Origin of the sequence: Kribbella flavida DSM 17836 (genome assembly GCF_000024345.1) — a bacterium.
In the GTDB taxonomy this organism is placed as follows: domain Bacteria; phylum Actinomycetota; class Actinomycetes; order Propionibacteriales; family Kribbellaceae; genus Kribbella; species Kribbella flavida.
On record NC_013729.1, the window covers coordinates 2884073 to 2901933 of the forward strand.

General features: G+C 71.4%; 10 protein-coding genes. 7 read left to right on the forward strand and 3 right to left on the reverse strand.

What is annotated here, in order from left to right:
- The first annotated feature begins 306 nt into the window (after positions 1 to 306).
- The 4 genes from KFLA_RS13530 to KFLA_RS13545 all read left to right on the forward strand — a co-directional run bounded on the left by KFLA_RS13530 (position 307) and on the right by KFLA_RS13545 (position 10178).
- A complete protein-coding gene (locus KFLA_RS13530) occupies positions 307 to 3411 on the forward strand; it encodes a PKD domain-containing protein (RefSeq protein WP_012920355.1) in 3105 nt (1034 codons plus the stop codon).
- A gap of 113 nt (positions 3412 to 3524) precedes the next feature.
- On the forward strand, positions 3525 to 6359 hold the full coding sequence (locus KFLA_RS13535; protein ID WP_237706793.1) for a PKD domain-containing protein: 2835 nt from the start codon (positions 3525 to 3527) through the stop codon (positions 6357 to 6359).
- A gap of 139 nt (positions 6360 to 6498) precedes the next feature.
- Positions 6499 to 9312: a PKD domain-containing protein gene (locus KFLA_RS13540; RefSeq protein ID WP_012920357.1), complete on the forward strand. Its 2814-nt coding sequence runs from the start codon at positions 6499 to 6501 to the stop codon at positions 9310 to 9312.
- A 29-nt stretch (positions 9313 to 9341) separates the two neighbouring features.
- Entirely contained in the window at positions 9342 to 10178 is an 837-nt protein-coding gene (locus KFLA_RS13545; protein WP_148256632.1) for a LamG domain-containing protein, read from the forward strand.
- Here KFLA_RS13545 and KFLA_RS13550 read toward each other — a convergent pair.
- From KFLA_RS13550 to cysC, 3 genes are read right to left on the reverse strand one after another with little or no spacing between them, the layout of a single operon-like run.
- Positions 10148 to 11251, reverse strand: a complete 1104-nt coding sequence (locus KFLA_RS13550; RefSeq protein ID WP_012920359.1) for a CDP-glycerol glycerophosphotransferase family protein — start codon at positions 11249 to 11251, stop codon at positions 10148 to 10150. The two genes, KFLA_RS13545 and KFLA_RS13550, sit on opposite strands and share 31 nt — an antisense overlap.
- On the reverse strand, positions 11248 to 12222 hold the full coding sequence (locus KFLA_RS13555; protein WP_012920360.1) for a sulfite exporter TauE/SafE family protein: 975 nt from the start codon (positions 12220 to 12222) through the stop codon (positions 11248 to 11250). Before KFLA_RS13555 ends, KFLA_RS13550 begins: the two co-directional genes overlap by 4 nt.
- 1 nt (position 12223) lies before the next feature.
- Entirely contained in the window at positions 12224 to 13684 is a 1461-nt protein-coding gene (gene cysC, locus KFLA_RS38815) for an adenylyl-sulfate kinase (RefSeq protein WP_237706794.1), read from the reverse strand.
- Positions 13685 to 14381: 697 nt separating this feature from the next.
- Here cysC and KFLA_RS13565 point away from each other — a divergent pair.
- From KFLA_RS13565 to gmd, 3 genes are read left to right on the forward strand one after another with little or no spacing between them, the layout of a single operon-like run.
- Positions 14382 to 15944, forward strand: a complete 1563-nt coding sequence (locus KFLA_RS13565) for a sugar transferase (RefSeq protein WP_237706795.1) — start codon at positions 14382 to 14384, stop codon at positions 15942 to 15944.
- A 1-nt stretch (position 15945) separates the two neighbouring features.
- Positions 15946 to 16881: a GDP-L-fucose synthase family protein gene (locus KFLA_RS13570; RefSeq protein WP_012920363.1), complete on the forward strand. Its 936-nt coding sequence runs from the start codon at positions 15946 to 15948 to the stop codon at positions 16879 to 16881.
- Positions 16878 to 17861, forward strand: a complete 984-nt coding sequence (gene gmd / locus KFLA_RS13575; protein ID WP_012920364.1) for a GDP-mannose 4,6-dehydratase — start codon at positions 16878 to 16880, stop codon at positions 17859 to 17861. The genes KFLA_RS13570 and gmd overlap by 4 nt, the downstream gene beginning before the upstream one ends.

Here is a 17861-nt window from a genome sequence, read left to right on the forward strand (position 1 = left end):
TCCCCAGCTGAGGATAGGCGCAGGAGAACGGATCGCCAATGACCGGTGACGTTTTCGGCACCTGTCCGTGACGAACCGGGGGTCCGCGATCGGCCACCACGCCCGCGGATCGGTCACGCACAGTGGCGGCCGGTGGCCTGATGTCGACTTCCGGCCGCGCGCCGGGCCATTTGCGGCCGAGGTACTGCGGCAACCGGCGCGAGGGTGTTAACTGTGCGTTCAAGGGGACCTGGAGCGCCGGGGGGTGTGCCAGGCAAGGGTGTGCCCGGCAACCGCGTGTGCGCGGGCCGGGCGGGGGAGGAAAGCGTGCGCAAGCCCTATTTCTGTGTGCTCATGGCGTTGCTGACGGCGTTGACCGGCTGTCTGGTGGTGCTGGCCCCGGCGGCCAACGCCGTCCAGGTGAGCCAGGACCGGCTGGTCACCGACGACCCGGCGAACTGGACGCCGAACGTGCTGGACGGGTCGGTCAAGACGATCCAGCAGTTCGGCAACCGGATCCTGATCGGCGGCGAGTTCACCCAGGTCCAGTCCCGCGACGGCGCGACGACGTACGCCCGGACGAACCTGGCCGCCTTCAACGCCACCACCGGCGAGATCGACGCCACCTTCGCGCCGAACCCGGACGGCGAGGTGACCACGATCATCCCGGCCGGCGACGGCAGCAGCGCGTTCGTGGCCGGCTACTTCAACAACATCAGCGGCGGCGGGTCGCCGAGCGTCGCCCGGATCGACGTCACCACCGGCGCCCGGGTGGCCGGCTTCCACTTCCCGCGGATCGACGGCCGGGTCCGGGACCTGCGGCTGTCGAACGGCCGGCTGTGGATCGCCGGTCTGTTCAGCACGGTGGAAGGACGTCCGCAGGCCGGGCTGGCCACGGTCAATCCGGCCACCGGCGCCTACGACCCGTTCATGGCACTGCAGATCGCCGGCCTGCACAACGGCGGCGTCACCAGCGTGCTGAAGATCGACGTCACGCCGGACGGCAGCCAGTTGGTGGCCATCGGCAACTTCGACACGATCCAGGGCGTCAAGCACCACCAGGTCTTCATGCTGAACCTCACCGGCACGAGCGCAACGGTGGAGAACTGGCAGACGAACTTCTACAACTCCGCCTGCTCGAGCTCCTTCCAGACCTACATGCGCGATCTCGACATCGCGCCGGACGGTTCCTACTTCGTCATCTCCACCACCGGCGCGTACGGCGGATCACTGTCCGCCTGCGACTCGACCGCCCGCTGGAACACCGGCGCCCGCGGCTCGGACCTGAAGGCGAAGTGGATCAACAACACCGGCGGTGACACCACCTACGCGGTCGCGATCACCGGTTCGGTCGTCTACACCGGCGGGCACGCCCGCTGGCAGAACAACCCGTTCAGCGGCGACTCGGCCGGCCAGGGCGCGGTGGCGCGTCCGGGCATCGCCGCGCTCGACCCGGTCAACGGCCTGCCGCTGTCGTGGAACCCGACCCGGGAGCGCGGGGTCGGGGTCTTCGACCTGCTCGCCACCCCGGCCGGGCTGTGGGTCGGCTCGGACACCGACCGGATCGGCAACTTCGAGTACCACGCCAAGATCGCGTTCTTCCCGCTCACCGGTGCGGTCATCGCGCCGAACAACACCCCGACGCTGCCGAACGACCTGTACATCGCGGGCCGCCGCAAGCAGCAGCTGCTGTCGGTCACCTGGGACAACACGCTGGGCCGGTCGTCGTTCAACGGGACCACCGCGACCGCTGTCGGCTCGGTCCCGAACGGGGGCCTCACCTGGGGCAACAACCGCGGCGCCTTCATGCTCAACGGCCAGCTGTACGCCGGCTGGTCCAACGGCGCTTTCGACCGGCGCAGCTTCGACGGCAGCACCTTCGGCGCCGCGACCCCGGTGAACACCGGAGACCTGCTGACGACCATGTCCACCTGGCACGGCGAGGTGCAGAACATCACCGGCATGTTCTTCGACTCCGGCCGGATCTACTACACCCGCTCGGGTCAGTCGTCGTTGTTCTACCGGTACTTCACGCCGGAGAGCGGCGTGGTCGGCGCGAACGTCTTCACCGCGAGCCCGAGCCTGACCGGCCTCAGCTTCTCCCAGGTGAACGGCATGTTCCTCGCCGGAAACACGCTGTACTGGGCGCAGTCCACCGACGGCACGCTGCGCAAGGCGACCTGGAACTCCGCGACCGGCGCACCGGTAGCCGGTACCGCGCAGACCCTGTCGACCGGCGGCACCGACTGGCGGGCCCGCACGCTCTTCCTCTACCAGGACCCGTCGGGACTGGGCCCGAACCAGGTGCCGACCGCGCAGGCGGCCGTCAGTTGCACGGACCTGAACTGCACGTACTCGTCGGCCGGTTCCACCGATCCCGACGGCACGATCGCGTCGTACGCCTGGACCTTCGGCGACGGCTCCACCAGCACGGCCGCCAACCCGTCGCACCGGTACGCCGCGGCCGGCACCTACCAGGTCGGCCTGACCGTCACCGACAACCGGGGCGGCACGAACAGCAAGACCCAGAGCGTGACCGTCACCCACGTGAACGCAGGCCCGACGGCGGCGTTCGGGGCGTCCTGCTCCGGCTCGACCTGCGCGTTCGACGGATCCGGCGCGAGCGATCCGGACGGCACGATCGCGGCGTACGCCTGGACCTTCGGCGACGGCGCGACCGGCAGCGGCGTCACCCCGTCGCACACGTACGCGGCGAGCGGGACCTACTCGGTCACCCTCACGGTGACCGACAACGAAGGCGCAACCGCGTCGACCAGCCGGCCCGTGACCGTCGAGGCCAGTGCGCCGATCGACTTCGTCGGCTCCAGCCGGGTGAACGGCAACGCCGCGAGCTTCGCGGTGACGGTACCGAGCGGGGTGGTCGCGGGCGACGCGCTGCTGCTGTTCTTCGCCGACAACGACCCGGCGCCGGCGATCACCGGCCCGGCCGGCTGGACGCTGGTCGAGTCTGTTGCATCGAGCAACCAGGTGGGCCGGTTGTGGCGCCGTACGGCGACCGCGGCGGACGCCGGCAGCACCGTGCAGGTGACGACCTCGTCGCTGACGAAGGCCGATGCCACCCTGCTGGCGTACCGCGGTACCGCCGCCGACCCGGTCTCCGGCTCGGCGACCGGGTCGGAGACGGTCAGCCAGGCGGGGCACACCACGCCCACCCTGACCACGGCGACCGTGGGCGGCAAGCTGGTCAGCTACTGGGCGGAGAAGTCCTCGGCGACCACCGCGCTGACGCCGCCGGCCGGCACCACGACCCGCGCGAGCGGTACCGGGGCCGGCTCCGGCCGGATCACCGCCTTGGCCGTGGACAGCAACGACCCGGTGGTGCCGGGTCAGGTGGGCGGCCTGACCGCGACGGCCGACACGGCGAGCGCCCGGGCACTGATGTTCACCGTCGTCCTGGCGCCGAACTCATGACGGCGGCACGAGGCGCGGGCCGGGTCCGCCGCGCCGCAGAGGGGAGTCGCGGCACCGATGGCCGCGGCCGGTCGTGCCCGGCGCGGAACCGCGCCGGGGGTTGGGGGGAACTCGTGTCCAGGCGTGTCTGTGCTGTCGTGCTGGCGATCGTCACCGCGATCACCGTCTGGCTGGTCCCGGCGCAGGCCGGGCAGGCCGTCCAGGTCCCGCAGGACCGGGTGGTGAGCGAGGATCCGGCCAACTTCACCCCGAACGTGCTGGACGGGTCGGTGAAGTCCATCGTGCAGGTCGGCAACACGATCCTGATCGGTGGCCTGTTCACCCAGATCCAGGCGGCCGCCGGGGGACCGGTGCTGGCCCGCCGCAACCTGGCCGCGTTCGACGCGACCACCGGCGCGATCAGCACCGGCTTCGCGCCGAACCCGGACGGCGAGGTGACCACGATCATCCCGTCCGGCGACGGGTCCACCGTCTACATCGGCGGCTCCTTCAACACCGTCGGCGGCGTCGCCTCGGTGAGCACGGCGCGGATCAACGCGACCACCGGCGCCCGGGTGACGACGTTCCAGCCGCCGACCCTGTCCGGGCGGGTCAAGGACATGCGACTGGTCGGCAACCGGCTCTGGCTGGCCGGCACCTTCACCCACGTGCAGGGCCGCGCCCAGGCGGCGCTCGCCACGGTCAACGCGACCACCGGCGCCTACGACCCGCACATGAGCCTGGCGATCGCCGGGGTGCACAACGGCGGCAACACCACCGTGATGAAGCTGGACGTCACCCCGAACGGCAGCCACTTGGTGGCCGTCGGCAACTTCGACACGATCCAGGGCGTCCGGCACCACCAGGTGTTCATGCTGAACCTCACCGGAGCCACCGCGGCGGTGGAGAACTGGCAGACCAACTTCTACAACACCGCCTGCTCCGGTTCCTTCCAGACCTACATGCGCGACGTCGACATCTCCCCGGACGGGTCGTACTTCGTCATCACCACCACCGGCGCGTACGGCGGCGCCGGAACCGCGTGCGACTCGTCGGCGCGGTTCAACACCGGCGCCCGGGGCAGCGGGTTGAGCTACCACTGGCTCAACAACACCGGCGGCGACACCTTGTACGCGGTCGCGATCACCGGATCGGTGGTCTACATCGGTGGGCACCAGCGCTGGCAGAACAACCCGTTCGCCGGTGACCGCGCCGGTCAGGGCGCGGTCTCGCGTCCCGGCATCGCCGCGCTCGATCCGGCCAACGGCCTGCCGTTCTCCTGGAACCCGACCCGCGAGCGGGGGGTCGGCGTCTTCGATCTGCTGTCGACCTCGACCGGGTTGTGGGTCGGCTCGGACACCGAGCACATCGGCCAGAACTTCGAGTACCACCCACGGATCGCGTACTTCCCGCTCGCCGGCGGCACCGTCGTACCGGCGAACAACACGCCCACGCTGCCGAACAACCTGTACCGCGCGGGTCCACTGCTGCCGATCGCCGACACGGTCACCCGGACGGCGTACGACGGCAGCACGTTCGGCGCGCCGGCCACGGTGCCGAACGGCGGGATCAGCTGGGGCACGGCCAACCGTGGCGCTTTCATGCTGAACGGCGTCCTGTACGCCGGCTGGTCGGACGGCTCGTTCAACCGCCGCACCTACAACGGCAGCACCTTCGGAACGCCGACGTTGGTCAACACCGGCGACCTGCTGGTGTACATGTCCACCTGGCACAGCGAAGTGCAGAACATCACCGGCATGTTCTTCGACAGCGGCCGGATCTACTACACGCTGCTCGGTCAGCCGAACCTCTACTACCGGTACTTCACTCCGGAGAGCGGCGTCGTCGGCGCCGCCCGCTACACCGCGACCGGGAACGTCGCCGGGGTGAACTTCGCGCAGGTCAACGGCATGTTCGTCACGCCGACCGGATTCTACTGGGCGAGCTCGCTCGACGGCGACCTGCGTCGCGCGGGCTGGTCCCCGGCGGCCGGCGTACCGACCGGGTCCTCGACCACGGTGTCCACCGGTGAGTGGCGGGCGCGGGCGCTGTTCCTGTTCCAGGGGGTCGCCGCGCCGCCGAACCAGTTGCCGGTCGCTCAGGCCGGGATCAGCTGCAGCAACCTGGACTGCACGTACTCGTCGGCCGGCTCGACCGACCCGGACGGCACCATCCAGTCGTACCACTGGTCGTTCGGTGACGGCGCGACCTCGGTCTCGCCGAACCCGACCCACCAGTACGCCGCCGCCGGGACCTACTCGGTCACGCTGACCGTCACCGACAACAGCGGTGGCACCGGGCAGCGGACGCAGGACGTCACAGTGACCGCGGGTGGCGCCAGTCCGGTGACGTTCGTGGGCGCGAGCGCGGTCAACCTGAACAGCAACGCGTTCAACGTCACCGTGCCGGCCGCTACCCCGGCGGGCGCGCTGATGCTGCTCTTCTTCGCCGACAACGACCCGGCGCCGGCGATCACCGGCCCGGCGGGCTGGACGCAGGTCCAGACCGCGAGCTCGACCAATCAGAACGCACGGGTCTGGCGCCGGACGGCCACCGCGGCCGACGCCGGTACGACGGTGGGCGTGGCCACGTCCAGCTTGACCAAGGCCAACGCCACCCTGGTCGTGTACTCCGGTGTCTCCGGCACCACGCCGGTGGCGGCCGCGACCGCGGCCAGCGAGACTCTCGTCCAGAACACGCACACCACGCCGCCGGTGTCGTCGACCGTGACCGGGGCGCGGCTGGTCAGCTACTGGGGTGAGAAGTCGTCGGCCACGACCGTCCTGACGCCGCCGACCGGGCTGACCGTCCGCTCGGCGACGACCGGCAGCGGCTCCGGCCGGATCACCTCGCTGGCGGGGGACAGCGGACCCTTCGGGCCGGGCACGCTCGGCGGTCTGACCGCGACGGCCGACTCGGCCTCGGCACGGGCACTGATGTTCAGCGTCGTGGTGGCTCCGGCACCCTGACGCGTTCCAGCGGGGCAATCGGTGGGCCGGCGCTCTCCCGCGGAGCGCCAGCCGTCCCACCACCCACTGCGGATCCCGGATGGGGGGAAGCGCCGGGCGACCGGCGCTCCGACCGGGGCCGCGCCTTCAGGGGGTTGTGATGGCTGTCCGTCGGTTGCCGTTGGTCGCTGTGCTGCTCGCGCTGCTCGGATCGCTCCTGACGTTCGGGGCCCACCGGCCTGCGGACGCGGTGCAACTGCCGCAGAGCACGATCGTCAGCGCCGACCCGGCCGACTGGACGCCGCACGCCCTGAACGGGCAGGTGCAGGCGCTGATCCAGGTCGGGAACCGGGTGATCGTCGGTGGCACCTTCACCACGATCCGGTCGGCGACCAGCGCGACCCAGATCAGCCGGCGCGCCGTCTTCGCGTACAACGCAACCACCGGTGCCCTGGACAACAGCTTCCTGCCGGTGCTGAACGGCTCGGTGGACACCCTGGTGGCGAGCGCGGACGGGCAGTCGGTCTACCTCGGCGGCAGCTTCACCACCGTGAACGGCACCAGCCAGCCCCGGTTGGCCCGGGTCAACCTGGCGAACGGCAGCCTGGTCAGCACCTTCCGTCCCAGCGTCAACCGGCAGGTCTACGACCTCAAGCTCTCGGGCGGCCGGCTGTACCTCGGTGGCCTGTTCACCACGGTCGGCGGCCAGGCCCGGACCGTGCTGGCCGCGGTGCACCCCGACACCGGTGCGGTCGACCCGTTCCTGAACCTCACCTTCGCCGCCCCGGTCCGCGGCGCCGAGCTGCAGGTGGACAAGTTCGACATCACGCCCGACGGCAGCAAGTTGATAGCGATCGGCAACTTCTCGCTGGTGGGCGGGCAGCGCCGGGTGCAGATCGCGATGCTCGACCTGTCCGGCCCGGCGGCGGCCGTGCGCAACTGGCACACCGCGCGGTTCGAGCCCGACTGCTCCGACCAGTTCTGGACCTACGTGCACGACGTCGACCTGTCCCCGGACGGCGCGTACTTCGTCGTGGTGACCACCGGCGGTACGCCGATGAACCGGCTCTGCGACTCGGCCTCGCGCTGGGAGACCGACGCGGTCGGCAGCAACCTGCAGCCGTCGTGGGTCAACTACACCGGTGGCGACACCTTGTGGAGCGTCGGCATCACCGGCGTGGCCGTGTACATCGGCGGTCACCAGCGCTGGGTGAACAACCCGTTCGGCAGCAACACCGCCGGCGCGGGCGCGGTCTCCCGGGAGGGTCTGGCCGCGCTCGACCCGCTGAACGGCCTGCCCTACTCCTGGAACCCGACCCGGACCCGCGGTGTCGGCGTCTTCGACCTGACGGCGGTCCCCGGCGGCCTGCTGATGGGCAGCGACACCGACCGGACCGGGCAGAACTACGAGTTCCACGGCCGGCTCGCGCTGTTCCCGAACTCGCCGCTCGTCCCGCCACCGGGCTACACCGGCCAGCTCCCGGGCTCGGTCTACCGGCTCGGCAGCACCACCACCGTGCGTTCGTACGACGGCACGTGGGCCGGCCCGGCCAGTACGGTGAACACCGGCGCGACCAGCTTCGCCGGGGCCCGCGGGGCGGTGATGATCGACGGCTTCCTGTACTCCGGCACGGCGGAAGGCACCTTGACCCGGCGCAGCTTCAACGGCAGCACGTTCGGGCCCGCCGCCACCGTGAACCTGCGCGGGCTGACTGCGTTCGCGACCGACCTGCGCAACGTCACCGGCATGTTCTTCACCAACGGCCGGCTGTTCTACACCGTGGCCGGTCAGCCGTCGCTGTACTACCGGTACTTCACCCCGGAGAGCCAGGTGGTCGGCGCGACCCGCTTCGTGGCCAGCGGCAACATCACCGGCGTCGACTGGAGCCGGGTGTCCGGCATGTTCTCGTCCGGCAACCAGGTCTACTGGGCCACCGGTGGCGACGGCAACCTGCACCGGGTGAACTTCGCGAACAACGTCCCGGTCGCAGGCACCGCTGTGGTGACCAGCGGGCCGGGAATCGACGGTCAGGACTGGCGGTCGCAGGGTACGTTCCTGCTCGCCGGCAGCGGCCCGGTGCCGAACATCCGCCCTTCGGCCGCGTGGACCGGAACCTGCGACCTGCTGCGGTGCGAGTTCTCCGGGCTCACCTCGAACGATCCCGACGGCAGCATCGCGTCGTACGCGTGGGACTTCGGCGACGGCACCAGCGCGACCGGGCCGTCGCCGGCGCACACCTACGCGACGCCGGGGTCGTACCAGGTGACGCTGACGGTGACCGACAACGAGGCGGCCACCGGGACCGACAGCCGGCCGCTGACGGTCTCGAGCGTGGCGAACCCGATCGAGTTCGTCGGCGCGAACGCGACCAACCAGAACGCGCTGACCCACGCGGTGACCGTGCCGCCGACGACCAAGGCCGGCGACGGGCTGCTGCTGTTCTTCACCCAGAACACCACCGCCGCGCTGACCGGGCCGACCGGAGTCACCGGCTGGTCGTTGCTGCGGACCGTGACCGGCTCGGGCTACGTGACCAGGGTGTGGCAGAAGGTTGCCGGGGCCAACGACGCCGGCCAGACGGTCTCGGTGAACCTGGCGTCGTACAGCAAGGCCGGTCTGACGGTCGCGGCCTACTCGGGGACCAGCGCGGCCGGGCCGGTTGCCGCCTTCGAGTCCGCCAACGAGACGGTGACCCGGGCAGCGCACACCACTCCGGTGGTCAACTCCACCGTGCCGGGCGCCTGGCGGGTGTCGCACTGGGCCGACAAGTCGTCCGCCACGACGACGTGGGCGGCACCGGCCGGGGAACAGGTCCGCAGTACGTCGTTCGGCTCGCCGAGCGGCCACATCTCCACCCTGCTGACCGACCGGGGCGCCGCGGTGCCGACCGGCGCGCAGGGCGGGCTGACCGCGACGGCCGACAGCGCCAACTCGACGGCGAACACCTGGACTGTCTTGCTGAGTCCGCGATGACAGGGAAAGCTGTGGTCAAGGGGCGGATGATGCCGACGACAACGAAGGGCTGGACAGTGGCCGGTACGGCGGTGGTCGCGCTGCTGCTGACCGCTGCCTGCGGACCGGGCGCCGGAGGCGAGGCCGGCGTCGACCCCGCGGCCGTGAGCGACACGCCGCCCCAGCCGCAGTTGCTGCTGACGTTCGACGACCAGCAGCCGGGGCCGGCGGCCGGACGGGAACTGCACGGCGACGGCGCGGCCGCGGCCACGATCGACCTGCTCAGCGTGAACAAGCCGACGACGACGTTCGAGCGCGGCCGCGACGGGGGGATCGCGCTGCGGCTGCCGGCGTACTCGGGCACCCAGAAGGGATCGTTCGCGGCGCTGCGGGTCGAGCCGGAGGAGTGGCTGTCGCCGGGCGCGTCGGAGTTCACCTTCGGCGCCGACATCCGGCTCGACGGGCACTCCGGCGGCAGCACGGTGGACGACGGAGACAACGTGCTGCAGCGCGGCCTGTTCGCCGACTCGGCGCAGTTCAAGATCCAGGTCGACAAGCACCGCGCGTCCTGCGTGGTGCGTGGTACCGACGGCGCGGTGACGGCGAAGTCCAAGCTCGCCCTCGACCCGGCCCGGTGGTACCGGCTGGCCTGCCGGCGGCTGGACAACACCGTCACGCTGACGGTCGCCGACCTCGCCGCCGGCACGGCGCCCGCCGAGGTCACCAAGACCGGGCCGATCGGGTCGCTCGACATGATCGGCTCCGAGCCGCTGGCGATCGGCGCCAAGATCGGCGAGGACGGTGAGATCATCCGCTCCTCGACCGACCAGTTCAACGGCCGGATCGACAACGTCAGCTACCTGCGGTCCGACCGGCCGGCCGGCTGAAAGACCCGCTCGATCAGCCGGTCCGTGGCCCGGCCGTCGTCCAGGTGGTTGTAGCGCTGCCGGAACGCGTCGTACGCCGGCGCGTACCGGCGGCGCAGCCCGTCCTCGTCGGCCAGCGCGGCGATGAGCTCCTCCGCGGTGGTCACCAGCGGACCGGGCGCCTCCGCCTCCAGGTCGAAGTAGAAGCCGCGCAGCTGGTCGCGGTAGTCGGCCAGGTCGTAGGTGTAGAAGACCATCGGCCGCCCGGTGACGGCGAAGTCGAACATCGTCGAGGAGTAGTCGGTGATCATCAGATCCGCAGCCAGGTACAGCGCCTGGATGTCCGGGTGGTCGCTGACGTCGAGCACCCGCGGGTGCCGCGGCACCGGCGAGGACGCCGCGACCAGGTGGTGGAACCGGAACAGCAGCACGGTCTCGTCCGGCAGCCGGCCGAGCACCTGCTCCGCCTCGGCGGCCAGCGGGTTCGGCTTGGCGGAGCCGGTCAGCGCGTCGTCGCGCCAGGTCGGCGTGTAGAGCACGGCCCGCGCCGACGGGGCCAGGCCGAGCTCCGCCCGCACCTTCGCGCGCAGCTCGTCCGCGCCCGGTCCGGACAGCACGTCGTTGCGGGGATAGCCGAGCTCCAGCACCGAGCCCGAGTAGCGGAACGCCTGCTGGAGCTTGCCGGTGGAGAAGTGGTTCGGCGAGACCAGGTGGTCCCACCGACGAACGTCCTTGGCCAGCCGGCGCGAGTAGACGTCCGCCCCGGCGTACTTGGCGTCGGGCACGTCGAAGCCGATCCGCTTGAGCGGCGTACCGTGCCACAGCTGCACGTACGTCGTCCGGCGGGTCTTCAGCGGGTACCGCGGCATCATGTCGTTGGACAGGAAGTACCGCGCGGAGGCGATCCGCAGGAAGTAGGCCGGGGTGTTGCGGACCACCCGCTCGACGTCGTCGGGCAGCTGCACGTCCGGGCCGGACACGACCCAGATCCGGCGCAGGTCCGGCCGCAGCTCGCCGAGCCGTTCGGACACCGCACGCGGGCTGTCGGAGTACTTGCCCCGCCAGCTTTCGAAGACCACCGTGTCGCGGCTCATCGGGCATTTCCTCCTGCTTGTTCGCGGACCTCGTCCGCTGCTTCGTCGGGTGGTTCGCCGGGCGGCGACCGCCTGGCCAGCAAGGGAAAGCCGTGCCGGCGGCGGATCAGCATCCACAGCGGGGGAGCGACCAGGGCCGTGGCGACCAGGGCCACCCCGGTCTCCAGGTTCGGTACACCGAGCAGCTTGAGCGCCGAGGCCAGCAGCACGAACGCCAGCGCCCGGCGGATCAGCCCGCCGGGGGCACGCGACGAGATCCGCGCGCCGATCCAGACGCCCGGGACGCAGCCGACCAGCATGGCCGCGGTCAGGTCGAACTGGAAGTCGCCGAACAGCAGGTGCCCGAGCGCGGCCGACGCCACCAGCGGTACGGCCTGGAGCAGGTCGGTGCCGACCAGCTCGCTCGCCTTCAGCCCGGGGTACAACGCCATCAGCGCGATGATGACCAGCGAGCCGGAGCCCACCGAGGTCATGCCGACGACGATTCCGCCGATCACGCCGACCAGCACGGTCGGCAGCGGGCGGGCGGTGACCCGCGGCCGGCCCTGGGGCAGGGGCGGCAGCAGACCGTCGCGTTTGCGGGCGCGCTCGACCAGCCGGAGGTAGGCGCGCACGGTGAGTCCGGTCGCGGCGACCAGCAGCGCGACGCCGAGCGCACGCTGGATGAACTGCTGCACGTTCTCGCCGTCGCCGAGCGACCGGGCGATCAGCACGCCGGCGAACGCCGCGGGGATCGAGCCGACGCACAACCAGCCGACCAGCTTGAGGTGGACAGTGCCGCGACGCAGGTGAACGGCCGCGCCGACCGGCTTCATCACCGCACTGGCGACCAGGTCGCTGGAGACCGCGGTCAACGGCGGTACGCCGAAGAACAGCACCAGCACGGGCGTCATCAGCGCACCGCCGCCCATCCCCGTCAGCCCGACCACCACTCCCACCCCGAAGGCGGCGGCAGCGAGCGCGAAGTCCATGTCAGCCGCCGGTCACGGGATCGGCCGATGCGGGAGTCCGGGCGCCGATGGTGGGATCGGCCGATGCGGGAGTCCGGGCGCCGGTGGTGGGATCGGCCGGTGGTGGTGCGGGGATCCAGCCGCCGGTGACGAGGTACTCGGTGATCGCGGCCAGGGACTCGGCCGGGGAGACGCCGGCGGTGTCGACCCGCAGCTCGGCGTCCAGCGGTTCGTCGTACGGGTCGCTGATGCCGGTGAACTGGGTGACCACGCCCGCCCGCGCCTTGCGGTACAGGCCCTTGGTGTCGCGCCGCTCGCACTCGGCCAGCGGGGTCGCCACGTGCACGAGCACCAGATCCCCGACCGCCTCGACCATCGCCCGGACAGCGGCCCGGCTCTCGGCGTACGGCGCGATCGGTGCGCAGACGGCGACCCCGCCGTGCCGCGCCACCTCGGCCGCGACGAAGCCGATCCGGCGGACGTTGAGATCGCGGCCGGCCCGGTCGAACCCGAGCCCCGACGACAGCATCCGCCGGACGACATCCCCGTCGAGCAGCGTCACGCTCCGCCCGGCACCGGCCAGCTGCTCCGCGAGCCCCTTCGCAAGCGTCGACTTGCCCGACCCGGACAACCCGGTGAAGAACACCACCAGCCCTCGCTCCCGCCGCGGCGGCCGCCACCGAGTCAACACCGGCAGCACCCCGGCCAGCACCGGGTCCTCAACCACCGCAGCCGCATCAGTTGCCCCCCGCACCTTCTCCAACACCTCCACCCACCGCGCATCCCCGTCCCCCACCCCCACCCCTACCCCCAGCTGAGGGGAGAACCCGCCAACTTGTGGGTCCACCCGCTGGTATTCCGGGGGATAACCCACAAGTTGGCCGGTTGGGCGGGAGGAGGCGGGGCGGAGGGGGAGGAGGTGGGTGGCATCGAGGGTGGTGGCGACGGCGGTGGTGAGGGCCTCGTCCGAGGTGTTCCCGCGCCAGCTGATCGGCAGGGCGACGCGAGTGAAGTTGCCGGGGGCTGCGCGATCGAGGCATTCCTGCAGCGTCGTCGCCGGTACGCCGTCAGGGGTCGCGGCGGCGTTCGGCAGGACCAGCACGACGTCGTCGATGCCGAGCGCGACGATCTCCCGCAGGTCGGCCGAACTGAGCGGCCGCCGCGGGACGACAACCACCCGGGCCGCGCGCTGTGGTGCGACAGGGCCGGCGTCGGCTCGGCCGAGGATGAGCAGGCGCCCCTCGATCCATCCTGGTCCTTCGGCCGTCGGCTCGGCGACGGTCAGGTCCACGAGCGTCGCGACCGGGGTGGACTCGGCGTCGGCGATCGTCAGCGCGCCGGCGGTCACGGCGCGGCCGATCTCGTCCGCGCTCGCCGGAATTCGCACCCGCCCGGCCACCGGCGGCTCCCCGGCAACGTCGTCCCCCAGCACGGCGAACGGCACCCGCACCCCACAACCCACCAGCCGCAGGTCCGCGACCACCCGCTCACCCGGACACACCACCGGAGCAGCAACCAACCCGCCCCCGCTTCCGTGCACCGGCGTTGCCGCTTCGACCGGCTGCGCCCCTCGGATCGGCGTTGCCGCCGGGGTCGCGTGGACCGGCGTTGCCGCCGGGGTCGGCTGGGTTGCGTGGACCGGTGTTGCTGCCGGGGTCGGCTGGGTTGCGTGGACCGGTGTTGCCCCCGGGGTCGGCTGGGTCGCGTGGACCGGCGTTGCCGCCGGGGTCGGCTCGGTCGAGTGGACCGGCGCCGCCTCGGTTCGCCGCGCCGCCTCGGCCGGCGGTAGCGGCTGCGCCGGCTTCGGTGGCACGGCGGGTGGTACCCGGTCCGCGGGCAGCGGTGTGGGTTTCAGGTGTTCCAGCACGACAGCCCCCCAGCTGTGAAACCGGCCCCTGGCGATCGTCGCCCGGTCGGCCGTCCCCGTGACATCCCCCTGGTGACGCTCGGTCACCCGGCCCCAGTCTCACCCATTCTCCGCCCGCGCGCCAGCAACTGGCGTTCCGGCGCCGCGACCGGCTATTTTTCTCCCGACTGTCCGTTTCCGACCGATTACCGGCTGTGCGGGCGCGGCGAATTGACACCCTCGTCGAGCGCCCTGCAAACTGCCCGACGGTGGGGCTGCACAGCTGCCATGCAGCAGCTAAAGATGAGGGGCCGGTGTGAGCGGAGCGAAGCGCGTGCCCGCGTCGCCCCACGACGTCAGCCCGCCGGAGGACCCGGCCGTCGGCACCCCCGCCCGGACGCCGACCGCCCTGCGGCTCCCGGCCGCCGATCCCGTCGCGGGCGACCTCGACCTCGGACCGCTCTGGGTGGTCCCGCACGAGGTGCCGGCGATCGTGCCCCGGCCGTCACGCTCGACCGAGCCGCGCTGGGTCGCGGTCTACCGCTTCGCCGCGCTCGGCGGCGATCTGCTGGCCGCGGTGATCGGCGTCTCGGTCGCCCTGCTCACCCGCTTCGGCTACCACGTCGGCAGCGGCTACCTGGTGATCAGCAGCCTGCTGCCGCTGGCTTGGGTGATCGGCGTCGCCTTGGCGAAGGGCTACGACGCCCGGTACTTCGCCGCCGGCCCGGAGGAACTGCGCTCGCTGCTGCGAGCCGGTGTCGGGCTGACCGCGGCGATCGCGATCGCGTCGTACGCGACCCGCAGCGAGATCGCCCGCGGTTTCGTCGTCCTGGCGATCCCCGTCACTGTGCTGGCCGCGCTCGTGCTGCGGTACGCGCTGCGCAAGGACCTGCACCGGCACCGGCTGCGCGGCCGCTGCATGCACCGGGTCCTGGTGGTCGGCCGGGCCGGACCGGCCGCGACGCTGTGTGAGCACCTGGAGAGCCGCCGCTCGGACGGCTTCCGCGTGGTGGCGACCTGCCGCCCCCGCGGCGACGTGCGGTCCGGGGTCACCGACGAGCTCGACGCGTCGGACATCCTCGCGGCGGTGGACCGGCACGCGGTGGACGTCGTCGCGGTGGCGACCGATCCGGAGCTCGCGGGTCAGTCGCTGCGCCGGTTGTCCTGGGCCCTGGAGCAGCGTGGCGTCGAGCTGATCGTTTCGCCGGGCATCATCGAGGTGGCCGGGCCGCGGATCTCGGTCCGCCCGGTGGCCGGCCTGTCGCTGCTGCACCTCGAGCGCCCGGCCGTCAGTGGCGGTCCGCACCTGCTCAAGGCGGTTTTCGACCGGGTCCTCGCCGCCGGCCTGATCATGGTCCTGTCACCGCTGTTCATCGGTCTGACGCTCGCCGTCAAGCTGTCCAGTCCGGGACCGGTGCTGTTCCGCCAGCAACGCGTCGGCCGCGCGGGCGCGGAGTTCACCATGCTGAAGTTCCGCAGCATGTACGCCGACGCCGAGCAGCGCCTCGGCGACCTCTACGCGCTGAGCGACGGCAACGGGGTCGCGTTCAAGATGCGCGACGACCCGCGGATGACGCCGCTCGGCCGGTGGATCCGGCGGTTCTCCCTGGACGAGCTGCCGCAGCTGTTCAACGTGCTGCGCGGCGAGATGTCGCTGGTCGGTCCGCGGCCGCCGCTCGCCGAGGAGGTCGCGCTGTACGCCGCGGACGACTCCCGGCGGATGCTGGTCAAACCCGGCATGACAGGCTTGTGGCAGGTGAGCGGTCGCAGTGACCTGTCCTGGGACGAGTCGGTCCGGCTGGACCTGCGCTACGTCGACAACTGGTCGATGACGCTCGACCTGCTGATCCTCTGGAAGACGCTGCGCGCGGTGATCTACGGCTCGGGAGCTTACTGACATGACGATCGACCCCCGGTCGCCGGTGTACGTCGCGGGCCATCGCGGACTGGTCGGTTCGGCCATCTGGCGCCGGCTCGAGGCGGCCGGGTTCAGCCGGCTGATCGGCGCCTCGTCGGCCGAGCTCGACCTGCGCGACCGCGCCGCGACGACCGCGTTCCTGGCCGAGCACCGCCCGGCCGTGGTGATCGACGCCGCCGCCCGGGTCGGCGGCATCCTGGCCAACCGCGACCACCCGACCGAGTTCCTCAGCGACAACCTGCGCATCCAGGTGAACCTGATGGACGCTGCGCTGGCGGTCCGGGTGCCGCGGCTGCTGTTCCTCGGCTCGTCGTGCATCTACCCCAAGTACGCCGAGCAGCCGATCCGCGAGTCCAGCCTGCTCACCGGTGAGCTGGAGCCGACCAACGACGCGTACGCGATCGCCAAGATCGCCGGCATCAAACACGTCCAGGCCGTCCGCCGCCAGTACGGGCTGCGCTGGATCTCCGCGATGCCGACCAACCTGTACGGCCCCAACGACAACTTCGACCTGACCAGTTCGCACGTGCTGCCCGCGCTGATCCGCCGGTTCCACGACGCGTTGGTGTCCGGTGCGCCCGAGGTGGTGCTGTGGGGCAGCGGTACGCCGCGGCGCGAGTTCCTGCACGTCGACGACCTGGCCGACGCGTGCGTGCACCTGCTGGACCACTACGACGAGCCGGAGCCGATCAACGTCGGGGTCGGCGCCGACGTGACGATCCGTGAGCTGGCCGAGCTGGTCGCGAAGGTGGTCGGCTACACCGGTGCCATCAGCAACGACCTGTCCAAGCCGGACGGCACCCCGCGCAAGCTGCTCGACGTGAGCCGGCTGGCGGCGCTGGGCTGGTCGCCGTCCATCGGTCTCGACGAGGGTGTGGCCGCCACCTACGACTGGTACCTGGAGCAGCAGGCATGAAGAAGGCGTTCGTCACCGGGATCACCGGTCAGGACGGGTCCTACCTGGCCGAGCTGCTGCTGGCCAAGGGCTACGAGGTGCACGGCCTGATCCGCCGGGCGAGCACCTTCAACACCCGCCGGATCGACCACCTCTACACGGACCCGCACGAACCGGACAAACGGCTGTTCCTGCACTACGGCGACCTCACCGACGGCTCGCGCCTGGTCACGCTGCTGGCCGCGATCCAGCCCGAGGAGGTCTACCACCTGGCCGCGCAGAGCCACGTCCGGGTCAGCTTCGACGAGCCGGAGTACACCGGTGACACCACCGGGATGGGCACCACCCGGCTGCTCGAGGCGATCCGGATGATCGGGCTGAACTGCCGGTTCTACCAGGCGAGCAGCTCGGAGATGTTCGGCGCCAGCCCGCCGCCGCAGAACGAGTTGACCCCGTTCTACCCGCGCTCGCCGTACGGCGCGGCCAAGGTGTACGGGTACTGGATGACCCGCAACTACCGCGAGGCGTACGACCTGTTCGCGGTGAACGGGATCCTGTTCAACCACGAGAGCCCGCGCCGCGGCGAGACCTTCGTGACCCGCAAGATCACCCGGGCGGTGGCGCGGATCAAGCTGGGCCTGGAGAAGCGGGTGTACCTGGGCAACCTGGACGCCCGCCGCGACTGGGGCTACGCCCCGGAGTACGTCGAGGGCATGTGGCGGATGCTGCAGCACCACCAGCCGGACGACTACGTGGTGGCCACCGGGACGTCGTACTCGGTGCGCGACTTCGTGTCGCTGGCCTTCCAGCACGCGGGGCTCGACTGGGAGGAGCACGTCGACTACGACCAGCGCTACGAGCGGCCGACCGAGGTCGACTCGCTGGTCGGCGACGCGTCGAAGGCGCAGGTGGAGCTCGGCTGGAAGGCGGAGGTGCACGTGCCCGACCTGGTCCGGATCATGGTGGACGCCGACCTGGCCGCGCTGACCGAGGAGGACTGA